We start from the raw sequence: 23374 nt of genomic DNA, 5'->3' as shown, positions 1-23374 counted from the left end.
CCATGACCCTGACCCGTCTGTTCTGGATCGTATTCACGGTGGCCATGGCCGTTTACCTGGCGATGGCGTTCTGGACCGTGCCGCATCTGGCCGCGCTTACTGATGGCCAGATGATTCTGGACATGCGGCCGACGGGGTATTCTCATGCGGAGGTGGTCGATTATCTGGTCGCTTTGGGTGATGACGGCCGCGTGTTTTATCTGACGGTGCAACATCGGCTGGATCTGGCCTATCCCGCCTTGTTGGCGGCGAGCTTCGGCATCGGTTTCGCGATCCTTTATAGGGGTTGGCTGCGCTGGGGGTTGATCGGGGCTGCCGTGCTGGGGATGGTGGCCGATTATACTGAAAATGCGCATGTCGCGGCGATCCTGCACGCCGGGGCCGGGGCGGTCAGTGTGGAAATGGTGCAGAGCGCCAGTTTCTGGACACTGGTGAAATCGGCGGCTGACAGCCTGTGCTACATGGCGCTGCTGATCGGCGGTGGTCTGGCCCTGATTGCGCGCTGGAAGCGGCGCGGATGAAACGGGGCAGTTGCCTTTGCGGGCGGGTTCACTATGAAACCGAAGCCGAATTCGGTCCCGCCACGGCCTGCCATTGCAGCCAATGCCGCAAGATCACCGGCAGCTATTCCATCGCCGCCCCGGTGCCAACGGCCAGTGTGATCGTTATTGGGGATCCGCGATGGTTTGTCTCGTCGCCGGGCACCCGGCGCGGTTTCTGTCCCGATTGCGGGTCGTACCTGTTCTGGGAAGAAGGCGACGGCCTGATCTGGGTGTCGTTGGGGACGGTGGACGGGCCGACGGGAACGCGGGTGGAAAACCATATATTCTGCGCTTACAAAGGCGATTACCAAGACCAGACCGACGCGGTGCCGCATTATCGCGAAGGTTGGTCCAGCGAGGAGATCGAGTGATGACTTTTACCATAGCAATCGACGGGCCGGCCGCAGCGGGCAAGGGGACCATTTCCAAAGCGGTGGCCGCGCATTACGGTTTTGCCCATCTCGATACCGGGTTGCTGTATCGTGCGGTGGGCGCGCGGATGCTGGACGGGGTCGAGCCGATCGAGGCTGCGCGAGAGCTGACGCCGGAGGCGCTGGACGCGGCGAACCTGCGCACGCATGAGGTCGCACAGGCCGCCAGCAAGGTCGCCGCGATCCCCGAGGTGCGTGAGGCGCTGGTCGATTTTCAGCGCGCTTTCGCTCGCCGTCAGGGCGGTGCGGTTTTGGATGGGCGCGATATCGGAACGGTGATCTGTCCCGATGCCGAGGCCAAGCTTTACGTGACCGCCAGCGCCGAGGTGCGGGCCGAGCGGCGCTACAAGGAATTGCAGGGCAAGGGGTCGGAACTGAGCTTTGACGACGTGTTGGCCGAGGTAAAGGAGCGCGATGCGCGTGACAGCGAACGCGCCAGCGCCCCGATGAAGGCGGCCGAGGACGCGGTTATGATCGACACGTCCACCCTGTCTATCGAAGATGCGGTCGCCGCCGCGATTCGTACAATCGACAGCAAACGCGCGGCTGGTTAAGCCCCCCGGGGTTCGTCTTTGGCCGTTGGATAGAGCCCTCTGCGCGCGCGGGGCGGTGTCAGTCCGACGTTTCGGTCGCAGCGTCATAACGCTGACGGCAGGCATCGATATTCGGTAAGTTGTCGATCGCCCACTTGCCCATGGAGCGCACCGGTTCACTGAAGGATTTCCCCAGCGGCGTCAGAGCGTATTCCACCTTGGGCGGGATTGTCGGGTGATAGGTTCGGCTGATCAGGCCATCGCGTTCAAGTTCCTTCAACGTCAGGCTGAGCATCCTTTGAGTGATGCCGAGATGACGTTTGAGTTCGTTGAACCGCATGGTGCCACCGTCAAGAGCGATCACGATCATCACGCTCCACCGGTCGCCGACGCGCGCCAGTACTTCTTTGATGCGCTGGCATTGCGAAGGGTCCTGCGCGGGGTGGACGGCGGTTTCTTTCATGTAACCAGGGATCATTGATGTGCCTTCTTGCGACGGGGCAGGTATGGATTATGTATCCGGTTCCGATTCTATACCGCTATATGCGACGAAGAGCAAATGAAGGACCGAAGACATGTTGAAAGAGAAGCTGAGCTGGCGTTACGCGACCAAAAAGATGGATCCCGCCAAAACAGTGCCGGACGATAAAATCGAGGCAATTCTGGAGGCGATCAGCCTGGCGCCCACATCCAGCGGGTTGCAACCGTTTGAGGTGATTGTGGTCAAGAACCCCGAAACCCGCGCCAAGCTGAGCGAAGCGGCGATGGGCCAAAAACAACTGACCGAAGGGTCGCATGTTCTGGTCTTTGCGGCGTGGGATAATTACAGCGAAGAACGGATCAACGCAGTTGCCGCCCAGATGGCTGACGAACGTGGCACAAACGAAATGTTGGACGCCTATTATTCCCGGCTCAAGGCCCTGTATCTGCCGCGCGACGCACAGGTGAATTTCGAACATTCTGCCCGTCAGGCCTACATCGCTCTTGGCATCGCGCTGACCGCCGCCGCGTTCGAAGAAGTGGATGCGACACCAATGGAAGGGTTCGATCCCGCAGCGGTCGACGAAATCCTCGGTCTTCGCGCGCGGGGATTGCGGTCAGTACTGGTGGTACCGTTGGGATATCGTCAGGAAGAAGGCGACTGGCTGGTCAATCTTAAGAAGGTGCGCCGTCCGCGCGATCATTTCGTGACCGAGGTCGCCTGATCATCGGGCAGGGGCCGGTTGGTCCCTGCCTTTCCGGCCTGAGACCTTGCAACCCGGGTCCGAAGGCTGTTTTGTGCGGCTTGAAATGCAGCGGTTTCCAGAAGGACAGAATATGCAATCGAGACGACTTGGAGCACAGGGTGCAGACGTTTCCGCGCTTGGGATCGGCGCGATGAGCTTTGCCGAATTCTACGGGCCGACGACGGATGAAAATTCCTATGCCATCATGGATGCGGCGATGGAGGCCGGGGTCACCCATATTGACACGTCGAATGTCTATGGCATGGGCCGATCCGAAACTGCCATCGGGGCGTTCCTCAAATCCCGCGGCACCGCGGCGCGCGATCATTTCGTCATCGCCACCAAGGCGGGGATTTCCAAAGATGCCGACGGCAACCGCTGCTTCGACAATTCGCCCGGGCATTTCGAGGCCGAACTGGATAAGAGCCTTGAGCGGCTTGGCGTCGAGTGCGTCGACCTGTTCTACATGCACCGCTATCAGGCCGAGCGCCCGATTGAAGAGGTGACCGAAGCGTTGGCCGCGCTGGTGAGAAAGGGCAAGACCAAGTCCATCGGTCTGTCCGAAATCGCCCCCAGTACGCTGCGTCGTGCCGCTGCGGTGCATCCGATTGCGGCGGTACAGTCGGAATATTCGTTGGCCACAAGGGCGCCGGAGCTGGGGCTTTTGCAGGCCTGCGCGGAGCTGGGCACCGCATTTGTGGCGTTTTCGCCGGTGGGCCGGTCCTTCCTCACTGACGACCCGATCCCGGCAGTAAGGGTGGCCGAACTGGGTTTCCTCAAGGTGAACCCGCGGTTCCAGCAACCGAATTACGATTACAACATCGCCGCGACCGACAAGTTTCGTGCGCTGGCGGCGGAGATGGGAATGCCTGCAGCGTCGCTGGCGATTGCCTGGACCCTGAAGAAGGGCGGTCACGTACTGCCGATCCCCGGCACCCGTTCGACCGCCCATTTTGCCGAATTGGTTCAGGGCACGAACGTGTCACTAAGCGATAGCGATATCGCGCGGATCGAACAGGTGCTGCCGGTGGGCTGGGCCCATGGAGATCGTTACAACGCCGGGCAATGGGTCGGACCCGAGCGGTATTGCTGAAATTTGGGCTACCCTGTCGGCTGAAGCCGGTTCCCGGATGATCACGCAATGTTGGGCGCTGTGAATCGGTTCGACATGACAAATGGCAGCGGTTAGGTCTTGCTTTCAAGGCCGCGCCGCTGTATATGCGCCCACGTCGATAAGGCGTAAAGCCATAAACTAAAGAGATCGAGCAGGGTCGGGTCACCGGCCCTCTTTGTTTTGTGATTGCCCGACAGACCAAACCAAGACCGGTGGAGACAACCGCCAGGCCAGTAACATCGATATGTAAAGGATTGAAACGCCACATGGCTGATACCACTATGGAGGAATTCGAAGCCCTCCTTAACGAAAGCTTCGAAATGGACACCCCGGACGAGGGTTCGGTTGTCAAAGGCAAGGTCATCGCAATCGAAGCGGGCCAAGCTATCATCGACGTAGGCTACAAAATGGAAGGCCGCGTTGATCTGAAAGAATTCGCAAATCCCGGTGAAGCACCCGAAATCGCCGTTGGCGACGAGGTCGAAGTCTTCCTGCGCTCGGCTGAAAACGCCCGTGGCGAAGCCGTCATTTCGCGCGAAATGGCGCGCCGTGAAGAAGCCTGGGATCGTCTGGAAAAAGCTTATGCCGACGAAGAGCGTGTCGAAGGCGCGATCTTTGGCCGCGTCAAAGGCGGTTTCACTGTCGATCTGGGCGGCGCTGTTGCGTTCCTGCCCGGCTCGCAGGTTGACGTACGTCCCGTACGCGACGCTGGCCCGCTGATGGGTCTGAAGCAGCCGTTCCAGATCCTGAAAATGGACCGCCGCCGTGGCAACATCGTTGTGTCGCGCCGCGCCATCCTGGAAGAAAGCCGTGCCGAACAGCGCGCCGAAGTCATCGGCAACCTGTCCGAAGGTCAGACCGTCGATGGTGTGGTCAAAAACATCACCGAATACGGCGCGTTTGTCGATCTGGGCGGTGTTGACGGCCTGCTGCACGTCACCGATATGGCTTGGCGCCGGGTCAACCACCCGTCCGAGATCCTGACGATTGGCGAAACTGTCAAGGTTCAGGTCATCAAGATCAACAAAGAAACCCACCGCATTTCGCTGGGCATGAAGCAGCTGCAGGAAGATCCGTGGGATCTGGTTGCTGCCAAGTACCCGCTGAATTCGGTACACAAGGGTCGCGTCACCAACATCACCGATTACGGTGCGTTTGTTGAGCTGGAGCCCGGTGTCGAAGGTCTGGTCCACGTTTCGGAAATGTCCTGGACCAAGAAGAACGTGCATCCCGGCAAGATCGTTTCGACTTCGCAAGAAGTTGACGTCATGGTTCTGGAAATCGACCAGGCCAAGCGTCGCGTGTCGCTGGGTCTGAAGCAGACCATGCGTAACCCGTGGGAAGTGTTTGCAGAAACCCATCCCGAGGGCACCGAAGTCGAAGGCGAAGTCAAGAACATCACCGAATTCGGTCTGTTCATTGGCCTGCCCGGCGAAATCGACGGCATGGTTCACCTCAGCGATCTGTCCTGGGACGAACGTGGCGAAGACGCGATCCAGAACTATCGCAAGGGCGATATCGTCAAGGCCGTGGTGTCGGAAGTCGATGTCGAGAAAGAGCGTATTTCGCTGTCGATCAAAGCGTTGGGCGGCGACAAGTTCGCCGAAGCCGCTGGCGGCGTGAAGCGTGGCTCGATCATCACTGTCGAGGTCACCGCGATCGAAGATGGCGGTATCGAGGTGGAATTCGAAGGCATGAAATCCTTCATCCGCCGTTCGGACCTGTCGCGTGATCGTTCCGAACAGCGCCCCGAGCGTTTCTCGGTCGGCGACAAGGTTGACGTGCGCGTCACCAATGTCGACATGAAAACACGCCGTCTGGGCCTGTCGATCAAGGCACGCGAAATCGCCGAAGAGAAAGAAGCTGTGCAACAGTACGGTTCGTCTGACTCGGGTGCATCGCTGGGTGATATCCTGGGCGCCGCGCTGAAGGGCGACGACGACTGATCTCATCGAGATTGGACTTAAGTGAAAACAGGGCCCCGCAACTGCAAAGTAGCGGGGCCTTTTTGCGTCTAAAAGGGTATGATTTGCGTGTAATCGGGGCGGTCGGCTTTGGGTTTTGTCGGTGCCGAATTGCGATTTTATTGCCGAATCAATGGCTTCTCTGCGGTGCAGCGGTGATGGCCCGGTCGCTTGGCGGGATGACCGCATAGCGGAACTGTTAACGGCGATGTTGGGAATTTGGGCGGAAATGGGCTTAAAATTGGGGGTGCAGGGCGAAAAACCCACCGATTCAATTATTTTCAATCAACTGCTTGTTTGCGCCCGCAGTCTTTCTTCCTATAGTCAGTCAAAATGCGGTAATAAGAACCAAGTCATATGACGGGGGAGAGATAATCGATGATCCGATCCGAGCTGATCCAGAAAATCGCTGACGAAAATCCACATCTCTTCCAGCGCGATGTCGAGAGAATCGTAAATACAATTTTCGATGAAATCACCGGCGCTATGGCGCGTGGCGATCGGGTTGAGCTGCGTGGTTTCGGCGCGTTTTCTGTCAAGAAACGGGATGCTAGAACCGGGCGAAACCCACGCACCGGTGAATCGGTCGAGGTTGAAGAAAAGCACGTGCCTTTCTTCAAGACCGGGAAGCTGCTGCGTGACCGACTGAACGGGAAGTAAATCGCCGATGCGCTATATTCGTTATGCCTTTCTTGCCTGTCTGGGCATTGTTCTGGTCTCTATCGCTCTGGCCAATCGTGGCTCTGTTTCGCTGGCCCTTCTGCCCGACGCCCTGGCCGAGCTGACAGGGCTGTCCTATCGGATCGACTTGCCGCTTTTCGTGTTGATCTTTGGCGGTATCATTGCCGGGTTGCTGATCGGCTTCGTCTGGGAATGGATGCGCGAATACAAACACCGTGCTGAAGCAAGCCGTAAGGCGCGCGAAGTGCATGATCTGGAGCGTCAGCTTAAGCGGGAAAAACGCCGCGCCGACACTGCCGAACAGAAAGACGAAGTTCTGGCTCTGCTGGACGAAGCGTCCTGACAAAATGCCATCCGATGTGAAAGTAAAGATCTGCGGGCTCAAACGGCCTGAAGAGGTAGAGGCTGCGGCCCGCGCTGGGGCGGCTTATATCGGATTGGTGTTTTTCCCGAAATCTCCTCGCTGTGTTACTCTGGACGAAGCCCGCGAATTGGCTTGGGCGGCACCAGTGGGGCTGGCCAAGGTTGCTTTGGTGGTGGATGCGGACGATGCGGCTCTGGACGCGATCAATGAACGCGTCGCCATCGACATGTGGCAGTTACACGGGTCTGAAAGCCCCGAGAGAGTGGCCGAGATCAAGGCGCGCTACGGTCTGCCGGTGATGAAGGCTGTGGGCATCGCGACCAAGGACGACGTCGCTGCGATCGACCTCTATACCGGGGTCGCTGATCAGATATTGATTGATGCCAAGGCGCCGAAAGGGGCAGATCTGCCCGGAGGGCGGGGATTGCCCTTCGATTGGCAATTGGTGGTTCGTAAATACTGGTCTTGCCCGTGGATGCTGGCCGGTGGGTTGACGCCTGAAAACGTAGGCCGGGCGATCAATCTGACCGGGGCACGGCAGGTCGATGTCAGTTCAGGCGTGGAAACTGCGCCGGGGGTGAAAGATCTGGAGCTGATCGAAGCCTTCGTGGCTGCGGCGCAGGCATGAAAGTCCCGTTTTAGCCTGACACCTTCTGGATTTCGACACCCCAATTCATAAGTACTTGGCCCTAAGAAACAGGTCTGAATGTCGGCGACCAAATGAACATCCCTATCGTCATTGGCTGTTCAGCCTGTCTTTTCCTGCAAGGTTGAGATCGGGCAACGACGGGTTAAATTTACACCCGGGCATTTCCTTCGCGTAGCGAAGCCAGTATGAAGATGCCGATACAAATATAGGGCGCACCCGATGACCGATTTTTTCAACAGCTTCATGACCGGCCCTGATGAAAAGGGTCGTTTTGGTGATTTCGGCGGGCGTTTCGTTTCTGAAACGCTGATGCCGCTGATCCTGTCGTTGGAAGAAGAATACGAAAAGGCGAAGACCGACGCCGAATTCTGGGCCGAGATGGATGACCTGTGGAAAAACTATGTTGGCCGTCCCTCGCCGCTGTATTACGCCGAAGGGCTGACCAAGCATCTGGGCGGCGCGAAAATCTATCTTAAGCGGGACGAGCTGAACCATACCGGTGCGCATAAGATCAACAATGTTCTGGGTCAGATCCTGCTGGCCCGCCGGATGGGCAAGACCCGGATCATTGCCGAAACCGGGGCCGGTCAACATGGCGTCGCCACCGCAACGGTTTGCGCCAAATTTGGCCTGAAATGCGTCGTCTATATGGGTGCGCATGATGTTGAACGGCAAAAACCCAATGTGTTCCGGATGCAGCTTCTGGGCGCCGAGGTGATTTCGGTGACGTCGGGGCGCGGCACTCTGAAAGACGCGATGAACGATGCGCTGCGCGACTGGGTGACCAATGTGCGCGATACGTTCTATTGCATTGGCACGGTGGCCGGGCCGCATCCCTATCCGGCGATGGTGCGCGATTTTCAGTCGATCATCGGCAAGGAAGTGCGCTGGCAGCTGGAAGAACAGGAAGGCGAAGGCCGCCTGCCCGATTCCGTGATCGCCGCCATTGGCGGTGGTTCGAACGCGATGGGGCTGTTCTATCCGTTCCTCGATGACAAATCAGTGCGCATCATAGGGGTCGAGGCCGGTGGCAAAGGCGTGAATGAAAAAATGGAACATTGCGCGTCGCTGACTGGTGGGCGACCCGGCGTGTTGCATGGCAACCGAACCTATCTGTTACAGGATGACGATGGCCAGATCCTCGAAGGCTATTCGATCTCTGCCGGTCTTGATTACCCTGGTATCGGGCCGGAACACAGCTGGCTGCACGATACCGGACGGGCTGAATATGTTTCGATCACCGATGCCGAGGCGCTGGAGGCGTTCAAGCTGAGCTGCTCGACCGAAGGCATCATCCCGGCGTTGGAACCCTGCCATGCGCTGGCCCATGTGACAAAGATCGCGCCGGACCTGCCCAGTGACCATATCATGGTGATGAATATGTGCGGGCGCGGCGACAAGGATATTTTTACCGTGGCGCGCCATCTGGGCATCGATATCGTTGGTGAGGTAGGGCGCTGACCTTTTGGGAGAACCGGCATGGCTGACCCTATTCGCGTCGATATTGTTTCCGATGTCATGTGCCCCTGGTGCTTTGTCGGTTATCATCAACTGCGGCTGGCGCAGCAGCAGACAGGGATTGACGCGGACATCCATTGGCACCCGTTCGAACTTAATCCCGACATGGCGTCCGAAGGCGAAAATATTCGGGATCATATGAAGCGCAAATATGGCGCGACTGAGCAACAGAGCGTGGAGGCGCGTGAGCGGCTGAAGGCCATCGGGGAAGAGCTGGGCGCGCGGATCGTTTTTAGCGAGGATAAGCGCATCTATAATACCTTTGCGCTGCACCGGATGATCCATTGGGCCGAACAGGCACAGCTTGGCAGCGCCTTGAAGCTGGCGCTGCTCGAGGCGTATTTTTCCGACAACAAGACCATGAACGATGCCGATGCGATGGCCAATGTCGCGGCAGGCGTCGGGCTGGATCGGGATCGGGCGTTGGAAATTTTGCAAGGCAACGATTACGCTGCTGACGTCCGCGCCAAGCAGCAATTCTGGACTTCGCGTGGTGTCACCGGCGTGCCCGCAATGGTGTTCGACAAAAAGCATCTGGTCGTTGGCGCACAAGGTGCTGCGAATTATGCGTCAATTCTACAGCAATTGTCTGGCGCAGAGGGCTAACAAGCTTAAGGCTGTTTCGAAACGGCTTAATTCCCCGGTGATATGATTGTCTCGTTTCTGTTTGGCGGATCTTTGGGCAAGATGGCCTAGGGGAGTTTTGCCGCCAGTCGGTTCTTTGGATCGGGCTGATCCTTTCTTGGGCCTAGTAATGACAGAATCAGGTTCAGGTCTTTTTCAAGATCGGCGTTGCATTCAGGTTTGGCTGCGCACGCGCCCGGTAAACTCTGGTTTAATTACCATCACCCGGATGTGGATCTGCATGGTTTAGGCAAAAGAAAATTCTTCTAACTATCTGTAATTAAAATATATAATAATAAACCAAGGTTTATTTCAGCAACATGAACCTGGGTGGAATGGCCGATTTGGCGCCGCTGGGTGTTTCCTGTCTTCACACCGGTCGCGGCACAGTCCCCCGCCGGGGTTTCGGCCACAAGCCAAATAGCAAACGCAAATACGCAACACGCAAACTAGGAGACAGACCCATGAAAGTACTTATCCCTCTGGCAGCAACGGTTCTCATGATCAGCAACCCGGCAGCAGCGCGTCAATCAGAAAACGCGATTGGCCGCGTTGTTGCAAACTATGTCGCTCATCTTGAGGCCGGGCTGACCCATTCGGGCAAGGCGGACAGCTTTGCAGGTACATCTTATCAGGAAGCGTCAAACCGCCTGAATGACCGGAACTATGATCCTCGCGATCCTGACAACGCTTGGGGTGGCCAAGATGATGCCAATGGCGACCACGGCGGCAATGGCAACGGAGAAGGCGACCACGGCGGTAACGGCGGAGGCGACAATGGAGAAAGCGACCACGGCGGCAACGGCGGAGGCGACAACGGAGAAAGCGACCATGGCGGTAACGGCGAAAGCGACCATGGCGGTAACGGCGAAGGCGACCAGGGCGGTAATGGCGAAGGCGACCATGGCGGCAACGGCGAAGGCGACCACGGCGGCAACGGTGAAGGCGATAGTGGCGGTAACGGTGACGGCGGCCAAGGCGGTGACGACTGATCGGTCGCGTTCCCATTTGCCAATAATTGGATGACAATCGGCTGCCCTGCTTGACGGGGCAGTCCAATTTCTGCCTAGGTCCATGACATGTTCAAAAAAATTCGCCTGCTCCTTCTGATGACCGCGATGACGCTGGCCGCGCTGCCCGCAGCGGCAGGTCAGAATCGCGACAGCATCGTTTTCCAGTTGAAACAGCAAGGCTACGATCAGATTGCAGTGAGCCGCACATGGCTTGGCAGAACCCGAATCCTCGCCAAGAGGGAAAATGAACAGCGTGAGATCATCATCAATCCCCGAACGGGGGAAATCCTGCGTGATTTTTGGCGCAGCGATGACGCCACAGGGCCAATGCTATTGGCTCATCCGGAGCCAGGGGCGAGATCAGGCGGCGGATCCGGTGGGACTTCAGATAGCCCCGATGACAGTGAAGGTTCAGGAGACGATTCCGGCGATGACGGCGGTGATGATTCCGGCGGCGATGATGCTGGCGACTCTGGCGATAGTGATTGAGGGGCCTGACCGATGCGAAGCTTCTCTTTCATTGCGCTGATATTCGCCATTCAGGCGGTCTGTGCGGTCTTTTTTGTATCCGACATTCTCTTGACGGTTTTTGGCCTTCGCAGCAGCCCAATATCCTGGCAAACCCGCGAATTGCTGGAAATCGGGGCCGCACTGGGGCTGCTTTTGGGCTTGGTGCTGGGCGCTGTTGCAATACTCCGCAGTAGGAGCGAGGCCCGCCAGGTGCGGGGTCAGCTGCGGGTGGCGTCCGGGGCCTTTATGGAATTGCTGGAGGAAAAGTTCGATTCCTGGGCCTTGACGCCAGCTGAACGCGATGTGGCGATGTTTTCGATCAAGGGATTGAACACGGCTGAAATTTCTGGCCTGCGCAACACCTCGGAAGGAACCGTGAAGGCCCAGACCAACGCGATCTATCGCAAGGCGCGCGTGGCGAACCGATCACAACTATTAAGCCTGTTCATCGAAGATCTGATGGCCGATGCATTGCCCGGGGTCGATGTAGACCCCGCGCAAGAACGTCATTCCGGCGCGCGATAAACTTCCAGAATATCGAGTGGGACCATGTCCAGCGCAGCCTGATGGGTGGCTTCCAGCCGCACCAAGGGCGCGCAGCCTTCGTCATGCGCCTGCAAGAAGCGTGCGGCGCACAGGCACCAACTATCGCCCGGTTTCAGCCCGGGAAATTGGTATTGCGGCATCGGTGTGGTCAGGTCGTTGCCTACATATTTCGAAAAGGCCAGAAATTCGGCGGTCATGATGACGCAGACCGTGTGGCTGCCACTGTCTTCGGCGCAGGTGTTGCAATGCCCATCGCGAAAGTAGCCGGTCATCGGGTCGCGGGAACAGGGTTCCAATGCGGTACCGAGGACATTGACGGACGGGTAGGGGGTGACCATGTGCGCGCTCCTTTTCCGGACACCAGTCTAAGGGACTGAGCCCAGTTGAGATAGTGGCAAACACAAAGGACAGGCCTATGTCTGAAAATTTCTGACTTGGCTCACTTGAACTTGTCCATCAGCTTTTCCATCGGGCTGCGGCTGTCTTCTGCCACTGGGGAGGGCTTGGTGGGCAGTTCCGGTTTCGCCTTGGTCCCTCCGGAACTGCGCGGCGGAGCCACCCGCAAGGCGACGGCGTTCAGGAACCGGCCACTATCGCCCTCGGCCAGATCCGCCGCTCCGTCGCTGATCCCGCGTAGCAGATCGTCAAGCCAGTTCTGATCTGCCTTGGCGAAGTCCGACAGCACGTAGCCTGCCACCCGGTCCTTGTGGCCGGGATGGCCGATGCCCAGCCGCACCCTTCCGTAATCCGCTCCGATATGCTGATGGATCGAGCGCAGCCCGTTATGACCGGCATGGCCGCCGCCCTGTTTCACCCGGCACTTGCCCGGTGCCAGGTCCAGCTCGTCATGGAACACCATCACGTCGGCGGGGGTGAGTTTATAAAACCGCATCGCTTCTCCGACAGACTGGCCGGACAGGTTCATGAAGGTTTCCGGTTTCAGCAGGATCACCTTTTCGCGGCCCAGCTTGCCTTCGCTTAATTGGCCCTGAAATTTGGTCCGCCACGGTGCAAAGCCGTGATCTTCGGCGATCCTGTCCAGCGCCATGAACCCGATATTATGGCGGTTGCCAGCGTATTTCGCCCCCGGATTTCCCAGGCCAATCCAGAGTTGCATTTTTGGGGTTCCTTCAATCCTGATTGCGGGTAATCTAACCGGCGTCTTAATCGGATTCAACGGGGTGGTACGGATCGAACATCACATGGAGATTTTTGAATTGAACGGTATCCGGCTACACCTTCCCGATGACGTCAGCAGCCCACAAGTGCGTGCCAAGCTCCATAGTGGCGACTATGAAGGCTTTGAGGCCAAGGCCGCGATGAAGCGGGTGAAGCCGGGGAACAGGGTTCTGGAACTGGGCGCTGGGCTTGGCTATATTTCCGCGATTTGTGCCCGGGCGGCGGGGCCTGAAAACGTACTCAGCGTCGAAGCGAACCCGCGGATGCTGGACGTTATCCGCAGCAATCTCGCGCTGAACGGGTTCAGCGAAGTGCGGCTTGTTCATGCGGCGGTCAGCGAGGGCGAAGAAAAAGGGAGGGAAGTCATCCCTTTCCATGCGGGTAAGGCATTCTGGGGCGGGTCGCTCGATCCGGCGGAGAATCGCAGCGGCGACATGATCAATGTGCCCCTCCTGTGTTTTGGCGATCTAATGGACGCATTTCGACCGCATGTGGTGATCATGGATATCGAAGGCGGCGAGGCCCGGCTGTTTGACCGGCCCTGGCCGGTTCATGTTCGCCGGGTGATGATGGAACTGCACCCGAATAAATATCCCGACACGGTGATCAAGCGGATCGTCGAATGCATGTCCGAAAGCGGATTGACCTATGATCCGGTTGCCAGCAGCGGGCGGGTGATCGGGTTCAAGCGGGTGCAGGGGGACTGATCCCGGTCCCACAATCTGGACCAAGAAAAAACGCGGGCCCGAAGACCCGCGTTTCCCAAAACTCAAAGCGCGATGGCGCCGGGGATTATTCCTCAGCGGCTTCGGCTGCTTCTTCGCCTTCACCTTCGTCTTCGTCATCGGCCGAACGCAGACCCGACGGGGCCGAAACGTTGGCGATCACGAAATCGCGGTCGATCGTCACCTTGGCGCCTTCGGGCAGGGTCACGTCGCTGATGTGCAGAACGTCGCCAATTTCGGTCTCGGACAGATCGATTTCAAGCTTCTCGGGGATGTCACCGGCCAGAACGTTCAGTTCCACTTCGGGGCGGACAACGGTCAGCACGCCGCCCTTTTTCAGGCCCGGGCAGGTTTCCTGATTGAGGAAATCCACGTGGATGAACAGGTTGATACGGCTGGTGCGGCGCAGGCGCATGAAATCGACATGCGTCGGCAAATCCTTGACCACGTCCCGCTGCACGTCGCGGCAGATCACGCGCACGTCGTCCTGACCGTCAACCTTGAGGTTGAACAGGGTCGACTTGAAGCGACCGGCTCTCAGGCGCTTGAGCAGCGCGTTGAACGGGATGTTGATCGGCAGCGGATCGGTGTCACCACCGAAAACGATTCCGGGAACTTTGCCTTCGCGACGAGCCTGACGAGCGGCGCCCTTGCCTGTCCCCGTCCGGGTCTCAGCGTGAAGATCAGGAATTTCTCCAGCCATTTGAATTCTCCAATTTGTCAGATGTGCGGGCATCCTCCAAGGCTGTATGCCCGCATGAAGTCGCGCGTATAGACCAGTCTGGCATGATTGGAAAGGGGTTTTCGCTTTGAGTGTACCGCTGTTATTCATGGGCAATGAGATTGCACGGTGGTGCCGGGCGCCCTTCTGGAACGTCCGGCACCACCATCGCGGTTCAGGTAGATTTCATTGCTTTTGAAATCTGGCCAATCAACCGACTTTTTGCGCACCCTGAAGATCGTCAAAGGATTTTTTCACAAATGCCTTTTCGGCTTCAACATCGCTGTCTGACAAATCGGGTGAAAGTGAATCCCCAAACACCACAAGAAAGTCATCCCAAGTCATTTTGCTGCAATCCGGGGTGGATTTGTACATTGCCATCGCGGTGACTTGTTCTGCTTTGGATTTCAGACTCTCGCTGTTTACCGACCGTTTCCAGACACGATAATCCAATCGGTAAATACCTCCCAGCCGATTCACCGCGATAAAGCGACCACTGGTTTCGTCCTCACTTCCTTCTGATGAACCCAACAAGATCGTAACCGCCTTGCCCGCGATCGAGGCGATGCCGTTCACGATATTTTCGCGCCCGCCATTGATGAAATCGTTAACGGCGCCTTTGATGACATCAACGATCCCGTCAGCATTGTCAGACACATAGGCATGTGTCGCGATGTAGCTATCAAGAACTGTGTGGATTGGCGTATCCAGAGGACTTTCCTGAGAGCCGGCAGACTCGAGAGATTTGTAAATCTCGTCTTTGAAAAAATCCGCTTTGAGAGTCGCCATCGAATGCAGGGTGTCGAGATGGGCTTTTGCTTCTTTCAGGATCGCGGAACTGTCATCGAAACCATTGAGAACGTCTTTTATAGCCGCCATTTGACATGCCTTTCGTTAAGTTCATGGAGTAGTAAAACAACGTATCATTGTGCTAGTGATGCGATATTAATCAATTAATAATTGAATATTGTAATGATTCTGTCAACTTAAACGGGATGCACGGGTCGTCGACCCTCACGATCCTGTTGCTATGCGCAAAGGCGACTCCACTCGGGGCGAAGCGATCAGGATTTGAAGTACAGACAGTCGACTGCATGTCCTGAAATATTTTCAGGAACGGGCAGTTGTACGGTTTCGCGACTGTTTTAAAAGGAAGCGCAGATCAATCCTGCCCGGCCGGGTTCGACAGATACCCGCCCGCCGCGACGATCCGGTCGTAGAGCGCGAATTCCTCAGCCCGCACTTCGCGCAGCTTCGCCTCCATCGCCGGGCTCAGCGGTGCGTCGATCGCGGGCGAGACATTCCTCTGCTTGGTTTCGAAATCCTTGCCCAACCGACCGGTCAGGAACTGCCGCAAGCGCAGAGGGCGTTCATATGCAAAGAGATGATCGACCCGTACAACGCCGTCCTCGGAGGCCAGAAATGTCAATTGTGATCCGATCTTGGCGAATTCGGGGGGCTGCGGCGCGATCACTGCGGCAACGAAATCGTCGAAGCTCATGCCCTCCAGCACACCCTTTTCGGCCCGCGGCGTCGGGCGCGACCGGTATTTGTACCAACTGCGGATCTGTTCGACAGGATGGCGCATCACCGCCACCCGTTCCGGGGTCAGGCCGTGAGCGTTTTTCAGGTAGGGCGCGAAGTGACGCTCGTATTTGCGCAGCGACATGTGCTTGTAGGCTGCCTTGCCGGAAAAACTGATCTCGGACATGCCTTTCAGTGCCAGATGATAGGCGGTGGAACCGGTTTTTGGCACCGCGAACAGTACCAGATTGGCGTCGACGAAAACCAGCATTCGGGGGCCTCTTCATTGGTCCGCGCCACACTGCCCCAGCCTGCCAGAAGTGTCAAAACCCCTGATCTTCTTCTGTTTGAAAATTTCCTTGGGACTCGAGCGGTTGGGTTGTGGGGGCCAGTAGCCCCCCTTGTCACTGCCAGCGACCGCCGAAATCTTCCGGCACCATCAGAACGGAGCGGTCCAGATCGTTAATCCGACGCTGACCACAAAGCGCCATGGAAAGATCCAGTTCCTTATGTAGCACTTCCAGTGCCGCGCTGACCCCCTGTTCGCCCATTGCGCCCAGCCCGTAAACAAAAGCACGGCCGATATATGTACCCTTGGCCCCCATCGCCACGGCCTTCAGGATGTCCTGGCCGGACCGGATGCCGCTATCGAGATGAACCTCGACCTGATCGCCTACCGCATCAAGTATCGACGGCAGCGCCTTGATCGAACTGATCGCGCCGTCCAACTGTCGACCGCCGTGGTTCGATACCACGATCGCGTCGGCCCCCACCTGCAGCGCCATTTTGGCGTCCTCGGCATCCAGAATACCTTTCAGGATCACCGGGCCGCCCCATTCTTCCTTGATCCGGGCGATCTTGCCCCAATCAAGAGTTGGATCAAACTGTTCAGCGGTCCAGGCCCCCAGATTGGCGGCGTCAGTCACCCCTTCGACATGGCCGACAATATTGCCGAAATGGCGCCGCTTGGCGCCCAGCATGCCCAGACCCCACCGCCACTTGGTCATCAGGTTGGCGACGGTCGACGGGGTCAGCTTCGGCGGTGCGCTCAGACCGTTCTTCAGGTCCTTGTGGCGCTGGCCCAGGATCTGAAGGTCCAGCGTGATCACCAGCGCGGAACATCTGGCATCCTTGGCGCGCTGGATCAGGCGGGACACGAAATCGGTGTCCTTCATGGTATAAAGCTGGAACCAGAACGGCTTGCTGGTGGCCTCGGCCACGTCCTCGATCGAATTGATCGACATGGTGGACAAGGTGAAGGGCACGCCGAATTTTTCCGCTGCCCGCGCCGCCTTGATTTCGCCATCGGCGCATTGCATGCCGGTCAATCCGACCGGGGCCAGTGCCACCGGCATGGCCACATCCTGTCCGATCATCTGCGTCGCGGTTGAGCGTCCCGACATGTCCACCGCAACCCGCTGGCGCAACCTGATCTGATCAAAGTCGCTGGTATTTTCGCGGAAAGTCTGTTCGGTCCAGCTGCCGCTTTCGGCATAGTCGTAGAACATCCGCGGTGCGCGGCGTTTGTAAATACGTTTGAGGTCGTCGATGCAGGTAATGACAGGCATAATCGCGCTCTTTCTGCGGTATTGGTTAGGTTTTTTTACCGATTATGGGGAAACAGGGCAATGGCAAATACATTGCCATCCGGCGTCAGATGCACGACCCTGTCAACCCGAGGAAAGAGGAGACCCTATATGTATTTCGACGATCTGCCTGTCGGTTTCGTCTTTGAAACCGGTTCGCGCCAAATTCCGCTGGACGAAATGCTTGATTTCGCCCGTAAATATGATCCACAGCCGTTTCACGTCGATGAAGAAGCGGCCAAGGACACGCCCTATGGCGGGCTGATCGCCAGCGGTTTTCAGACAATGGTGGTTGGATTTCTACTGACCCTGGGGGCCGATGTTTGGAACGAAGCCTCGCTGGGTTCGCCCGGTATCGACGAATTGCGCTGGCTGAAACCGGTGCGCCCGGGTGACACGCTGCGGGTGAAGGCCGAGGTGATCGGGTCGACCCCGTCGCAATCACGCCCCGACCGGGGCCGGACCGACATCCGCTATGACACCTATAATCAGGATGATGAAAAGGTGATGACCTATCGCACCACCCATATCCTGCGCCGGAAGCCGTCGTGATGTAGATCGACGGGGGCAATGCCCCCATTCATTATTTTGTATGTGTTGCGAAGTTATTCTCGTGCGTCAGCACCGGCGCTCCTTTGCATCAGGCGCGGTGGGCGCCGTCGGACAGGGATTTGACAAACGCAGCGACCTGCGCTGCGGATTTGCCTTCTCCGATTTGTTTGACAATAGCAGAACCGACAACACAGCCATCGGCGACGCTGGCGATGGCTTCGGCCGTGTCGGGCGTGTTGATGCCAAATCCGACGATTACCGGCAAATCTGTCTGCGCCTTGATGCGGGCGACTTCCGGTTCGACATCGGTGGCCTGTGCTTCGGCGGCGCCGGTGATCCCGGTGATTGAAACGTAATAGACAAAACCCGAGGTGTTCTGCAGAACTTTTGGCAACCGTTTGTCATCGGTGGTTGGCGTGGCAAGGCGAATGAAGTTGAGCCCGGCCTTCTGAGCCGGAATGCAGAGTTCGTCATCTTCTTCGGGGGGCAGGTCGACCACGATCAGACCGTCGATGCCGGCCGCTTTCGCATCTGTCAGGAAGGTGTCCACCCCGCGATTGTAGATCGGGTTGTAATATCCCATCATAACAATCGGCGTGCTATTGTCTGACTTGCGGAATTCCGTCGCCATATCGAGCGTCTTCTGTAGTGTCTGGCCCGCTTCCAGTGCGCGCTGGCCGGCGAGCTGGATCGTCGGGCCGTCGGCCATCGGATCGGTGAAGGGCTGGCCCAGCTCGATCACGTCAACGCCTGCTGCGGGCAGTGCCTTCATGATCTCCAGCGATTTGTCGTAATCGGGATCGCCCGCCATCATATAGGCCACGAAGGCTTTCTTGTTCTCGGCCTTCAATGCGGCGAATTTGGCGTCGATGCGGGTCATGCGGGCATCCTTTGTTGAATTGCACAGAAGGGATGTGCCCGTTTCGGCCGGGAAAATCAATGCCGCCTTGATCCCCGTTTGCCACAACCGTCACAGGCCGCTTGCGTCGCCCACGGTCCTTGCCTAGAAGCAGCACGGTAATGTCACAGGAGGCCGGCAATGGGCTTTAAGATGGGAATCGTGGGGCTGCCCAATGTGGGCAAGTCGACCCTGTTCAACGCGCTGACGAAAACGGCTGCTGCGCAGGCGGCAAATTTTCCGTTTTGCACCATCGAACCCAATGTCGGTGAGGTGAACGTACCAGATGCCCGACTCGACAAGCTGGCCGAGGTTGCCGGATCGAAAGCGATCATCCCGACGCGGATGACCTTTGTCGATATCGCAGGTCTGGTGAAGGGTGCCTCCAAGGGCGAGGGGCTGGGCAACCAGTTTCTGGCCAATATCCGCGAAGTCGATGCCATCGCCCATGTGCTGCGCTGTTTCGAAGACGGCGACGTCACCCATGTCGAAGGTCGGGTCGACCCGGTCGCCGATGCCGACACGATCGAAACCGAACTGATGCTGGCCGATTTGGAAAGCATTGAGAAGCGGCGCGCCAACCTGGTGCGCAAGCTCAAGGGCAATGACAAGGAGGCTCAGCAGCAGGACCGGCTGCTGGCCGCCGCGCAGGAAGTGCTGGAAAACGGTCAGCCCGCCCGCGTGGTCGAGGTGGATGAGGAAGATGCCAAAGCGTGGAAAATGCTGCAGCTGCTGACCACTAAGCCGGTGCTTTATGTCTGTAACGTGTCGGAAGACGAAGCCGCCAGTGGCAATGCCCATTCCGAAAAGGTTGCCGCTATGGCTGCCGAACAGGGTAATTCGCATGTCATCATCTCGGCGCGGATTGAGGAAGAAATCAGCCAGCTCGACGATGATGAGGCCGAAATGTTCCTGAGCGAAATGGGTCTGGAGGAAGCCGGGCTCGACCGGTTGATCCGTGCCGGATACGAATTGCTGCATCTGGAAACCTATTTCACCGTCGGCCCCAAGGAGGCCCGCGCCTGGACCATCAAGCATGGGACCCTTGCGCCGCAGGCTGCAGGTGTGATTCACGGGGATTTCGAAAAAGGCTTCATCCGTTCTGAAACCATCGCATACGATGATTTTATCGCCTGCAAGGGCGAACAAGGGGCCAAGGAAGCTGGGAAAATGCGTTCAGAGGGCAAAGGATACGTCGTGAAGGACGGTGATGTCCTGCATTTTCTGTTCAACACCTGATCCAGTCAGCCAAAGTCATTGTTGCGAAACGGTCCGGGCACAGTGCCCGGCCGGTTCGAACTGGCGTTTCAGACCGGAGAGCGCCGTAGCACCTGAATCCCTGCAGATCCCATGGTCGGATTGATCCACTGGCGCGAACTGAGCACTTCGCCCGTGTGATCGACCATATAGGTATTGGTGAACTTCAGACCGTCGCCCGCGCATTCTTCGGTCATGATCCGGATTTGTGCCGACACTTCACCGACGCTTATGTTTTGCGAGTCGCCCAAAGCCATGTTGCAGTCGAAACTGAAGGCAATGGTTTGCTCATCGCCAGTCAGATAACGCATCACGCGTCGGGTCTGGCCGGCCTGACGTGTCCGCAGCAGCCGTAGCGTATCTTCGACATTCGACGACATGAGGTCATTGCCTAAGCCGCGCGTTGCCGTGACAACGCCCTGACGCAGGGTCAGCGTTTGACGGGTCGGGGTGATGAAGGTGCGATAAGGTCCATTGCGCTCGGCTTCAAGGATGAATGCCGTTGTTTTATCCTGCTCCCGCACCACCAGGGATAACGGTTTCGGTGTCACCTTAAGCGCGGCGGCAACATCAACATTGGGCGTTTCGGTGCTTTTCTTGCCGAAAGCTGCGATCAGTTCGCGTTTGTAGTCGATGCGACCAGGCGTGTTGCCGCACGCGGCGACAACGCCCAATGCGGCGATGGCCAGCAATGCCGGACGTTTCAAAGCGGATTGCATGTTCATCGCCATACCCGGCCCCATTCGTTGGTCAGCTCTCGTTCGTGGTAATCGCGGATCCGTGGATAGAGGCGATCGCGAACGTTCAGGCGGGCACCGCCGTCCCGGGTCAGTGACTGGATCACGGTTGTATTCTCTTGCCGCGTCGGGCTTCCCAGCACCCAGGCAACGGGAATGGTGATCCGCAGGCCCTTGTCGAACGACCCTTCGCCGAAATCGTTGAAGTCGACATTGGTGAAGGTCGCATAGGCCCCGACACGCCAGCCATTGGCGAATTCGCGGTCCACCGATACGGTCGCGCCGTAGTCGCCCGCCAGATACCGGCCGACATCCAGCTGGCCGTGGAACCCGTTGCCGAGTTCGTAATAGGCCGACAAGTGTCCGGTAAAGGTTTCATAGCTGCGCAGGCCGAACATCTGGTCGAAATCACGCTGCTTGACATAGTTCAGTTCGGCCCCGAGAGCGAGACGACTGTCGATAGGTTTCCACAGCAACTCGCCGGAAACACCGGCAAACATTTTTTCCAGATATCCGAACGACAGCCGACTGTAGAGGTCTTTGCCGGGACGACCGAATGTTGTCAATGTCAGGTGTTCGATCGCCGGGTTGCCCTGTTGGCTGTATTGAGCATAGTCGGTGCGCACCCGTGGCAATGTCGATGTGGAGGCGCGTGTCACCTGATCCAGATTCCCGGTCACTTTCTGGGCAAGCGAACCGGAAATAACCCAGTTCGGAGAAATTTGATAATCCGCCCCGAGGCGAAGTCCCAAATCGGCCCGAAGCGGATTGTCGGGGTCAAACATGCTGAACGCGATATAGGGCGACAACGACCAGCTTAGCGCCGGGTACAGGCCGTCTTCTGCGGCGGGGGCTGTGCCATATGCGTTCTCGATGCGGGTCTTGGCCAGCAGCTCGGTCGCGGGCGCGTTTTCCAGCCGTTCCAGATCGGTCCGGTTGAAGGTGACCGAACTTGTGGTCATACCGTTGACCATCGGTACGATCTTCAGCTCTTCCACTGATGCTGGCAGAATCCGGGTCATCACGCGCGCGGCGCGACCGATGGCTTGGGGTTCTTCCATGTAGCGCGGGTTGCCGAGACGCAGAACCGCCTTGGTCGCTGACAAGGTAAGGCCTTCGAAAATCAGGTCGTCACGTGCCAGCGCCTTTTTCAGACGGGTTTTGATATTGTCGGTCTGGACGCTGTCCGCTGTCCATCCCAGATCCCGCTTGTCCGCTGCAAGACGTGGTTTCACCGGCACCGGGGCACCGTTCCGTCCGCCCGGAGACCCGGCATAACGCGGATTGCTGTGCAGGGTCAGCATCGCGCCAAATTCCGTACCATAAAGCGAAAACAGCGATATCTGGTTGCCGTTTTTCATCCGATAATCGACGCCAAAATTCCACGGCGACTGGCGGTTGAACAGGCCGCTGACGCTGCTTTCCTCGACATAAGCGTCCGAGGAATACTCAACCGTGAAGGTCAGATTGTCCGTTGCCTGCCATTCCAGACCGCCAAACGGGGCAAAATCCCCACGGAACCAGCGGTCGTAATTGGGAACGCCACCGCGCCCGATGATTTCGGTCGGTCGGGTTCCTGTCGATCCGATCGCGCCATAAGACCCCAAGCGTCCCCAGCCCAGACCCCCGGTCAGGCGCAGCCGAGGTGTGATCGCTTTGGTCGCAACGACATATTCGCCACCATAGAGCCCGGTACCCAGAAAATCCTGCAAACCGATGGATACCGCCGGACGCAAATTTCCTTCGGTGAGCAGCTGATAGCGCAGATCGAAGCTGCGGTCGTAGTAAGTTTTGCTGCCATCGTAGGTGGGGGGAATATAAAGCCCGGCAATACCCGAATAGCGGAAGCTACCGCTCAACCGTGGCAAAATCTGAAACGTCAGGGTGGACCGGGTGGTGTCGCCGAACAGGGAAAGCGTGGTCGACAGGGTTGCATCCGGAGCCATATCGGCTGACGGCATGTCGATCAGGCCGACCGTGCCGTAAAGGTTATAGCTGGGCGGTCGCGGTGAAACGAAGGGGTTTTCCGTTTTGTCGTCCGCGACGGCGGCTACCGGGGCGAACAGCAGGGCAAAAATGCCGACCGTCCGGCCCCAACCCGCCACTGTGCGGGTCCCGTCATCGTTTTGCGCTCGGAAGAATCCCATGTGTATATAGCCCGGTCCAATTTCTTAATCGCTAGCCTACTGGGTAGAAAAAAAATGCCCGGCTGTCTATCTGGCATTCCGAGTGAGCAGTGATTCAGACATATCGTTGCTGATGTCCCACAAATGCAGGCGCATCCCTGCGTATACCTGTGATACTTTGACTGTACCAGCCAGCACGCCCGCAAAATTTGTTTGCGCAGGCGCCGCCGGGATGCACCGACTCGCTGAAATCGGATGCATAGATGTACGCTGTTGCAGACAATCCCGGTTAGGCGAAAGTTCTTACTGTTCCGCTCGGGAAGCGGCGGATTTGTTCTGCTCGAACGGGCCCTC

The 23374-nt window shown here is 57.8% G+C and carries 27 protein-coding genes; 17 read left to right on the top strand and 10 right to left on the bottom strand.

Features of this window, described 5'->3' with window-relative positions; genetic code table 11:
* Positions 1-2 precede the first annotated feature (2 nt).
* From VOI23_RS00220 to cmk, 3 genes are read left to right on the top strand one after another with little or no spacing between them, the layout of a single operon-like run.
* A complete protein-coding gene (locus tag VOI23_RS00220) occupies positions 3-521 on the top strand; it encodes a hypothetical protein (RefSeq protein ID WP_323779777.1) in 519 nt (172 codons plus the stop codon).
* Positions 518-913, top strand: a complete 396-nt coding sequence (locus VOI23_RS00215; protein WP_323779774.1) for a GFA family protein — start codon at positions 518-520, stop codon at positions 911-913. The genes VOI23_RS00220 and VOI23_RS00215 overlap by 4 nt, the downstream gene beginning before the upstream one ends.
* Positions 913-1527: a (d)CMP kinase gene (gene cmk / locus VOI23_RS00210; RefSeq protein ID WP_323779772.1), complete on the top strand. Its 615-nt coding sequence runs from the start codon at positions 913-915 to the stop codon at positions 1525-1527. Before VOI23_RS00215 ends, cmk begins: the two co-directional genes overlap by 1 nt.
* 58 nt (positions 1528-1585) lie before the next feature.
* On the opposite strand, the gene VOI23_RS00205 is transcribed toward cmk, so the two are convergent.
* On the bottom strand, positions 1586-1984 hold the full coding sequence (locus tag VOI23_RS00205; RefSeq protein WP_323779769.1) for a helix-turn-helix domain-containing protein: 399 nt from the start codon (positions 1982-1984) through the stop codon (positions 1586-1588).
* Positions 1985-2081: 97 nt separating this feature from the next.
* Here VOI23_RS00205 and VOI23_RS00200 point away from each other — a divergent pair, with 97 nt between their 5' ends.
* The 11 genes from VOI23_RS00200 to VOI23_RS00150 all read left to right on the top strand — a co-directional run bounded on the left by VOI23_RS00200 (position 2082) and on the right by VOI23_RS00150 (position 11694).
* Entirely contained in the window at positions 2082-2711 is a 630-nt protein-coding gene (locus tag VOI23_RS00200) for an NAD(P)H-dependent oxidoreductase (RefSeq protein ID WP_323779766.1), read from the top strand.
* Between the two features lie 112 nt (positions 2712-2823).
* Positions 2824-3825, top strand: a complete 1002-nt coding sequence (locus tag VOI23_RS00195; RefSeq protein ID WP_323779763.1) for an aldo/keto reductase — start codon at positions 2824-2826, stop codon at positions 3823-3825.
* A 287-nt stretch (positions 3826-4112) separates the two neighbouring features.
* A complete protein-coding gene (gene rpsA, locus VOI23_RS00190) occupies positions 4113-5792 on the top strand; it encodes a 30S ribosomal protein S1 (protein ID WP_323779761.1) in 1680 nt (559 codons plus the stop codon).
* 396 nt (positions 5793-6188) lie between these two features.
* The gene (gene ihfB, locus VOI23_RS00185) at positions 6189-6470 is read left to right on the top strand and encodes an integration host factor subunit beta (protein WP_323779758.1); all 282 of its coding nucleotides are present in this window, start codon (positions 6189-6191) and stop codon (positions 6468-6470) included.
* 7 nt (positions 6471-6477) lie between these two features.
* Entirely contained in the window at positions 6478-6834 is a 357-nt protein-coding gene (locus tag VOI23_RS00180) for a LapA family protein (RefSeq protein WP_323779755.1), read from the top strand.
* Positions 6835-6838: 4 nt separating this feature from the next.
* Positions 6839-7483 carry a phosphoribosylanthranilate isomerase gene (locus VOI23_RS00175; protein ID WP_323779752.1) on the top strand — a complete coding sequence of 215 codons (645 nt, stop codon included), beginning with the start codon at positions 6839-6841 and terminating at the stop codon, positions 7481-7483.
* Between the two features lie 240 nt (positions 7484-7723).
* Positions 7724-8965: a tryptophan synthase subunit beta gene (trpB, locus tag VOI23_RS00170; RefSeq protein ID WP_323779749.1), complete on the top strand. Its 1242-nt coding sequence runs from the start codon at positions 7724-7726 to the stop codon at positions 8963-8965.
* Positions 8966-8983: 18 nt separating this feature from the next.
* Entirely contained in the window at positions 8984-9628 is a 645-nt protein-coding gene (locus VOI23_RS00165) for a DsbA family oxidoreductase (RefSeq protein WP_323779746.1), read from the top strand.
* Between the two features lie 482 nt (positions 9629-10110).
* Positions 10111-10638 (top strand): hypothetical protein, encoded by a 528-nt coding sequence (locus VOI23_RS00160; RefSeq protein WP_323779743.1) that lies wholly within the window; start codon positions 10111-10113, stop codon positions 10636-10638.
* An 87-nt stretch (positions 10639-10725) separates the two neighbouring features.
* The gene (locus VOI23_RS00155) at positions 10726-11148 is read left to right on the top strand and encodes a hypothetical protein (RefSeq protein ID WP_323779740.1); all 423 of its coding nucleotides are present in this window, start codon (positions 10726-10728) and stop codon (positions 11146-11148) included.
* A gap of 12 nt (positions 11149-11160) precedes the next feature.
* The gene (locus VOI23_RS00150; RefSeq protein WP_323779737.1) at positions 11161-11694 is read left to right on the top strand and encodes a helix-turn-helix transcriptional regulator; all 534 of its coding nucleotides are present in this window, start codon (positions 11161-11163) and stop codon (positions 11692-11694) included.
* Here VOI23_RS00150 and VOI23_RS00145 read toward each other — a convergent pair.
* Both VOI23_RS00145 and pth read right to left on the bottom strand, forming a co-directional pair.
* Positions 11676-12053 (bottom strand): DUF2237 domain-containing protein, encoded by a 378-nt coding sequence (locus tag VOI23_RS00145; RefSeq protein WP_323779733.1) that lies wholly within the window; start codon positions 12051-12053, stop codon positions 11676-11678. The two genes, VOI23_RS00150 and VOI23_RS00145, sit on opposite strands and share 19 nt — an antisense overlap.
* A gap of 101 nt (positions 12054-12154) precedes the next feature.
* Positions 12155-12832, bottom strand: a complete 678-nt coding sequence (gene pth, locus VOI23_RS00140; RefSeq protein WP_323779731.1) for an aminoacyl-tRNA hydrolase — start codon at positions 12830-12832, stop codon at positions 12155-12157.
* A gap of 85 nt (positions 12833-12917) precedes the next feature.
* Here pth and VOI23_RS00135 point away from each other — a divergent pair, with 85 nt between their 5' ends.
* The gene (locus tag VOI23_RS00135; RefSeq protein ID WP_323779729.1) at positions 12918-13601 is read left to right on the top strand and encodes an FkbM family methyltransferase; all 684 of its coding nucleotides are present in this window, start codon (positions 12918-12920) and stop codon (positions 13599-13601) included.
* A gap of 85 nt (positions 13602-13686) precedes the next feature.
* On the opposite strand, the gene VOI23_RS00130 is transcribed toward VOI23_RS00135, so the two are convergent.
* From VOI23_RS00130 to VOI23_RS00115, 4 genes are all read right to left on the bottom strand, one after another.
* Positions 13687-14322, bottom strand: a complete 636-nt coding sequence (locus tag VOI23_RS00130) for a 50S ribosomal protein L25/general stress protein Ctc (protein ID WP_323779727.1) — start codon at positions 14320-14322, stop codon at positions 13687-13689.
* Between the two features lie 228 nt (positions 14323-14550).
* Entirely contained in the window at positions 14551-15219 is a 669-nt protein-coding gene (locus tag VOI23_RS00125; protein ID WP_323779724.1) for a hypothetical protein, read from the bottom strand.
* A 283-nt stretch (positions 15220-15502) separates the two neighbouring features.
* A complete protein-coding gene (locus VOI23_RS00120) occupies positions 15503-16135 on the bottom strand; it encodes a hypothetical protein (protein ID WP_323779721.1) in 633 nt (210 codons plus the stop codon).
* A gap of 133 nt (positions 16136-16268) precedes the next feature.
* Entirely contained in the window at positions 16269-17432 is a 1164-nt protein-coding gene (locus VOI23_RS00115; RefSeq protein ID WP_323779717.1) for an alpha-hydroxy acid oxidase, read from the bottom strand.
* A 129-nt stretch (positions 17433-17561) separates the two neighbouring features.
* Between VOI23_RS00115 and VOI23_RS00110 the strand changes: the two genes are divergently transcribed.
* A complete protein-coding gene (locus tag VOI23_RS00110; protein ID WP_323779713.1) occupies positions 17562-18002 on the top strand; it encodes a MaoC family dehydratase in 441 nt (146 codons plus the stop codon).
* An 88-nt stretch (positions 18003-18090) separates the two neighbouring features.
* Here the strand turns inward: VOI23_RS00110 and trpA are convergent, their stop codons facing one another.
* Entirely contained in the window at positions 18091-18882 is a 792-nt protein-coding gene (gene trpA, locus VOI23_RS00105; protein ID WP_323779710.1) for a tryptophan synthase subunit alpha, read from the bottom strand.
* A gap of 159 nt (positions 18883-19041) precedes the next feature.
* On the opposite strand from trpA, the gene ychF reads away from it, so the two are divergent.
* Positions 19042-20139 carry a redox-regulated ATPase YchF gene (gene ychF / locus VOI23_RS00100; RefSeq protein WP_323779707.1) on the top strand — a complete coding sequence of 366 codons (1098 nt, stop codon included), beginning with the start codon at positions 19042-19044 and terminating at the stop codon, positions 20137-20139.
* 68 nt (positions 20140-20207) lie between these two features.
* Here ychF and VOI23_RS00095 read toward each other — a convergent pair whose 3' ends face one another.
* Positions 20208-20888, bottom strand: a complete 681-nt coding sequence (locus tag VOI23_RS00095) for a YjbF family lipoprotein (RefSeq protein ID WP_323779704.1) — start codon at positions 20886-20888, stop codon at positions 20208-20210.
* Positions 20879-23041 (bottom strand): YjbH domain-containing protein, encoded by a 2163-nt coding sequence (locus tag VOI23_RS00090; RefSeq protein ID WP_323779700.1) that lies wholly within the window; start codon positions 23039-23041, stop codon positions 20879-20881. Before VOI23_RS00090 ends, VOI23_RS00095 begins: the two co-directional genes overlap by 10 nt.
* Between the last annotated feature and the right edge of the window lie 333 nt (positions 23042-23374).

Source organism: Thalassovita sp. (assembly GCF_034670005.1).
GTDB lineage: Bacteria > Pseudomonadota > Alphaproteobacteria > Rhodobacterales > Rhodobacteraceae > Thalassobius.
Note: the sequence above shows the minus strand (reverse complement) of the source record. Positions and strands in the feature narration are given on the sequence as shown.

Excerpts from the sequence above, each read along its gene's own strand:
- VOI23_RS00145 (WP_323779733.1), bottom strand. The coding sequence starts at position 12,053 with ATGGTCACCCCCTACCCGTCCGTCAATGTCCTCGGTACCGCATTGGAA.
- VOI23_RS00115 (WP_323779717.1), bottom strand. The coding sequence starts at position 17,432 with ATGCCTGTCATTACCTGCATCGACGACCTCAAACGTATTTACAAACGC.
- VOI23_RS00125 (WP_323779724.1), bottom strand. The coding sequence starts at position 15,219 with ATGGCGGCTATAAAAGACGTTCTCAATGGTTTCGATGACAGTTCCGCG.
- VOI23_RS00200 (WP_323779766.1), top strand. The coding sequence starts at position 2,082 with ATGTTGAAAGAGAAGCTGAGCTGGCGTTACGCGACCAAAAAGATGGAT.
- cmk (WP_323779772.1), top strand. The coding sequence starts at position 913 with ATGACTTTTACCATAGCAATCGACGGGCCGGCCGCAGCGGGCAAGGGG.
- pth (WP_323779731.1), bottom strand. The coding sequence starts at position 12,832 with ATGCAACTCTGGATTGGCCTGGGAAATCCGGGGGCGAAATACGCTGGC.
- trpB (WP_323779749.1), top strand. The coding sequence starts at position 7,724 with ATGACCGATTTTTTCAACAGCTTCATGACCGGCCCTGATGAAAAGGGT.
- VOI23_RS00160 (WP_323779743.1), top strand. The coding sequence starts at position 10,111 with ATGAAAGTACTTATCCCTCTGGCAGCAACGGTTCTCATGATCAGCAAC.
- VOI23_RS00150 (WP_323779737.1), top strand. The coding sequence starts at position 11,161 with ATGCGAAGCTTCTCTTTCATTGCGCTGATATTCGCCATTCAGGCGGTC.
- VOI23_RS00130 (WP_323779727.1), bottom strand. The coding sequence starts at position 14,322 with ATGGCTGGAGAAATTCCTGATCTTCACGCTGAGACCCGGACGGGGACA.
- VOI23_RS00135 (WP_323779729.1), top strand. The coding sequence starts at position 12,918 with ATGGAGATTTTTGAATTGAACGGTATCCGGCTACACCTTCCCGATGAC.
- VOI23_RS00120 (WP_323779721.1), bottom strand. The coding sequence starts at position 16,135 with ATGCTGGTTTTCGTCGACGCCAATCTGGTACTGTTCGCGGTGCCAAAA.
- VOI23_RS00220 (WP_323779777.1), top strand. The coding sequence starts at position 3 with ATGACCCTGACCCGTCTGTTCTGGATCGTATTCACGGTGGCCATGGCC.
- trpA (WP_323779710.1), bottom strand. The coding sequence starts at position 18,882 with ATGACCCGCATCGACGCCAAATTCGCCGCATTGAAGGCCGAGAACAAG.
- ihfB (WP_323779758.1), top strand. The coding sequence starts at position 6,189 with ATGATCCGATCCGAGCTGATCCAGAAAATCGCTGACGAAAATCCACAT.
- VOI23_RS00095 (WP_323779704.1), bottom strand. The coding sequence starts at position 20,888 with ATGGCGATGAACATGCAATCCGCTTTGAAACGTCCGGCATTGCTGGCC.
- VOI23_RS00165 (WP_323779746.1), top strand. The coding sequence starts at position 8,984 with ATGGCTGACCCTATTCGCGTCGATATTGTTTCCGATGTCATGTGCCCC.
- VOI23_RS00215 (WP_323779774.1), top strand. The coding sequence starts at position 518 with ATGAAACGGGGCAGTTGCCTTTGCGGGCGGGTTCACTATGAAACCGAA.
- ychF (WP_323779707.1), top strand. The coding sequence starts at position 19,042 with ATGGGCTTTAAGATGGGAATCGTGGGGCTGCCCAATGTGGGCAAGTCG.
- VOI23_RS00175 (WP_323779752.1), top strand. The coding sequence starts at position 6,839 with ATGCCATCCGATGTGAAAGTAAAGATCTGCGGGCTCAAACGGCCTGAA.
- VOI23_RS00090 (WP_323779700.1), bottom strand. The coding sequence starts at position 23,041 with ATGGGATTCTTCCGAGCGCAAAACGATGACGGGACCCGCACAGTGGCG.
- VOI23_RS00205 (WP_323779769.1), bottom strand. The coding sequence starts at position 1,984 with ATGATCCCTGGTTACATGAAAGAAACCGCCGTCCACCCCGCGCAGGAC.
- VOI23_RS00180 (WP_323779755.1), top strand. The coding sequence starts at position 6,478 with ATGCGCTATATTCGTTATGCCTTTCTTGCCTGTCTGGGCATTGTTCTG.
- rpsA (WP_323779761.1), top strand. The coding sequence starts at position 4,113 with ATGGCTGATACCACTATGGAGGAATTCGAAGCCCTCCTTAACGAAAGC.
- VOI23_RS00195 (WP_323779763.1), top strand. The coding sequence starts at position 2,824 with ATGCAATCGAGACGACTTGGAGCACAGGGTGCAGACGTTTCCGCGCTT.
- VOI23_RS00155 (WP_323779740.1), top strand. The coding sequence starts at position 10,726 with ATGTTCAAAAAAATTCGCCTGCTCCTTCTGATGACCGCGATGACGCTG.
- VOI23_RS00110 (WP_323779713.1), top strand. The coding sequence starts at position 17,562 with ATGTATTTCGACGATCTGCCTGTCGGTTTCGTCTTTGAAACCGGTTCG.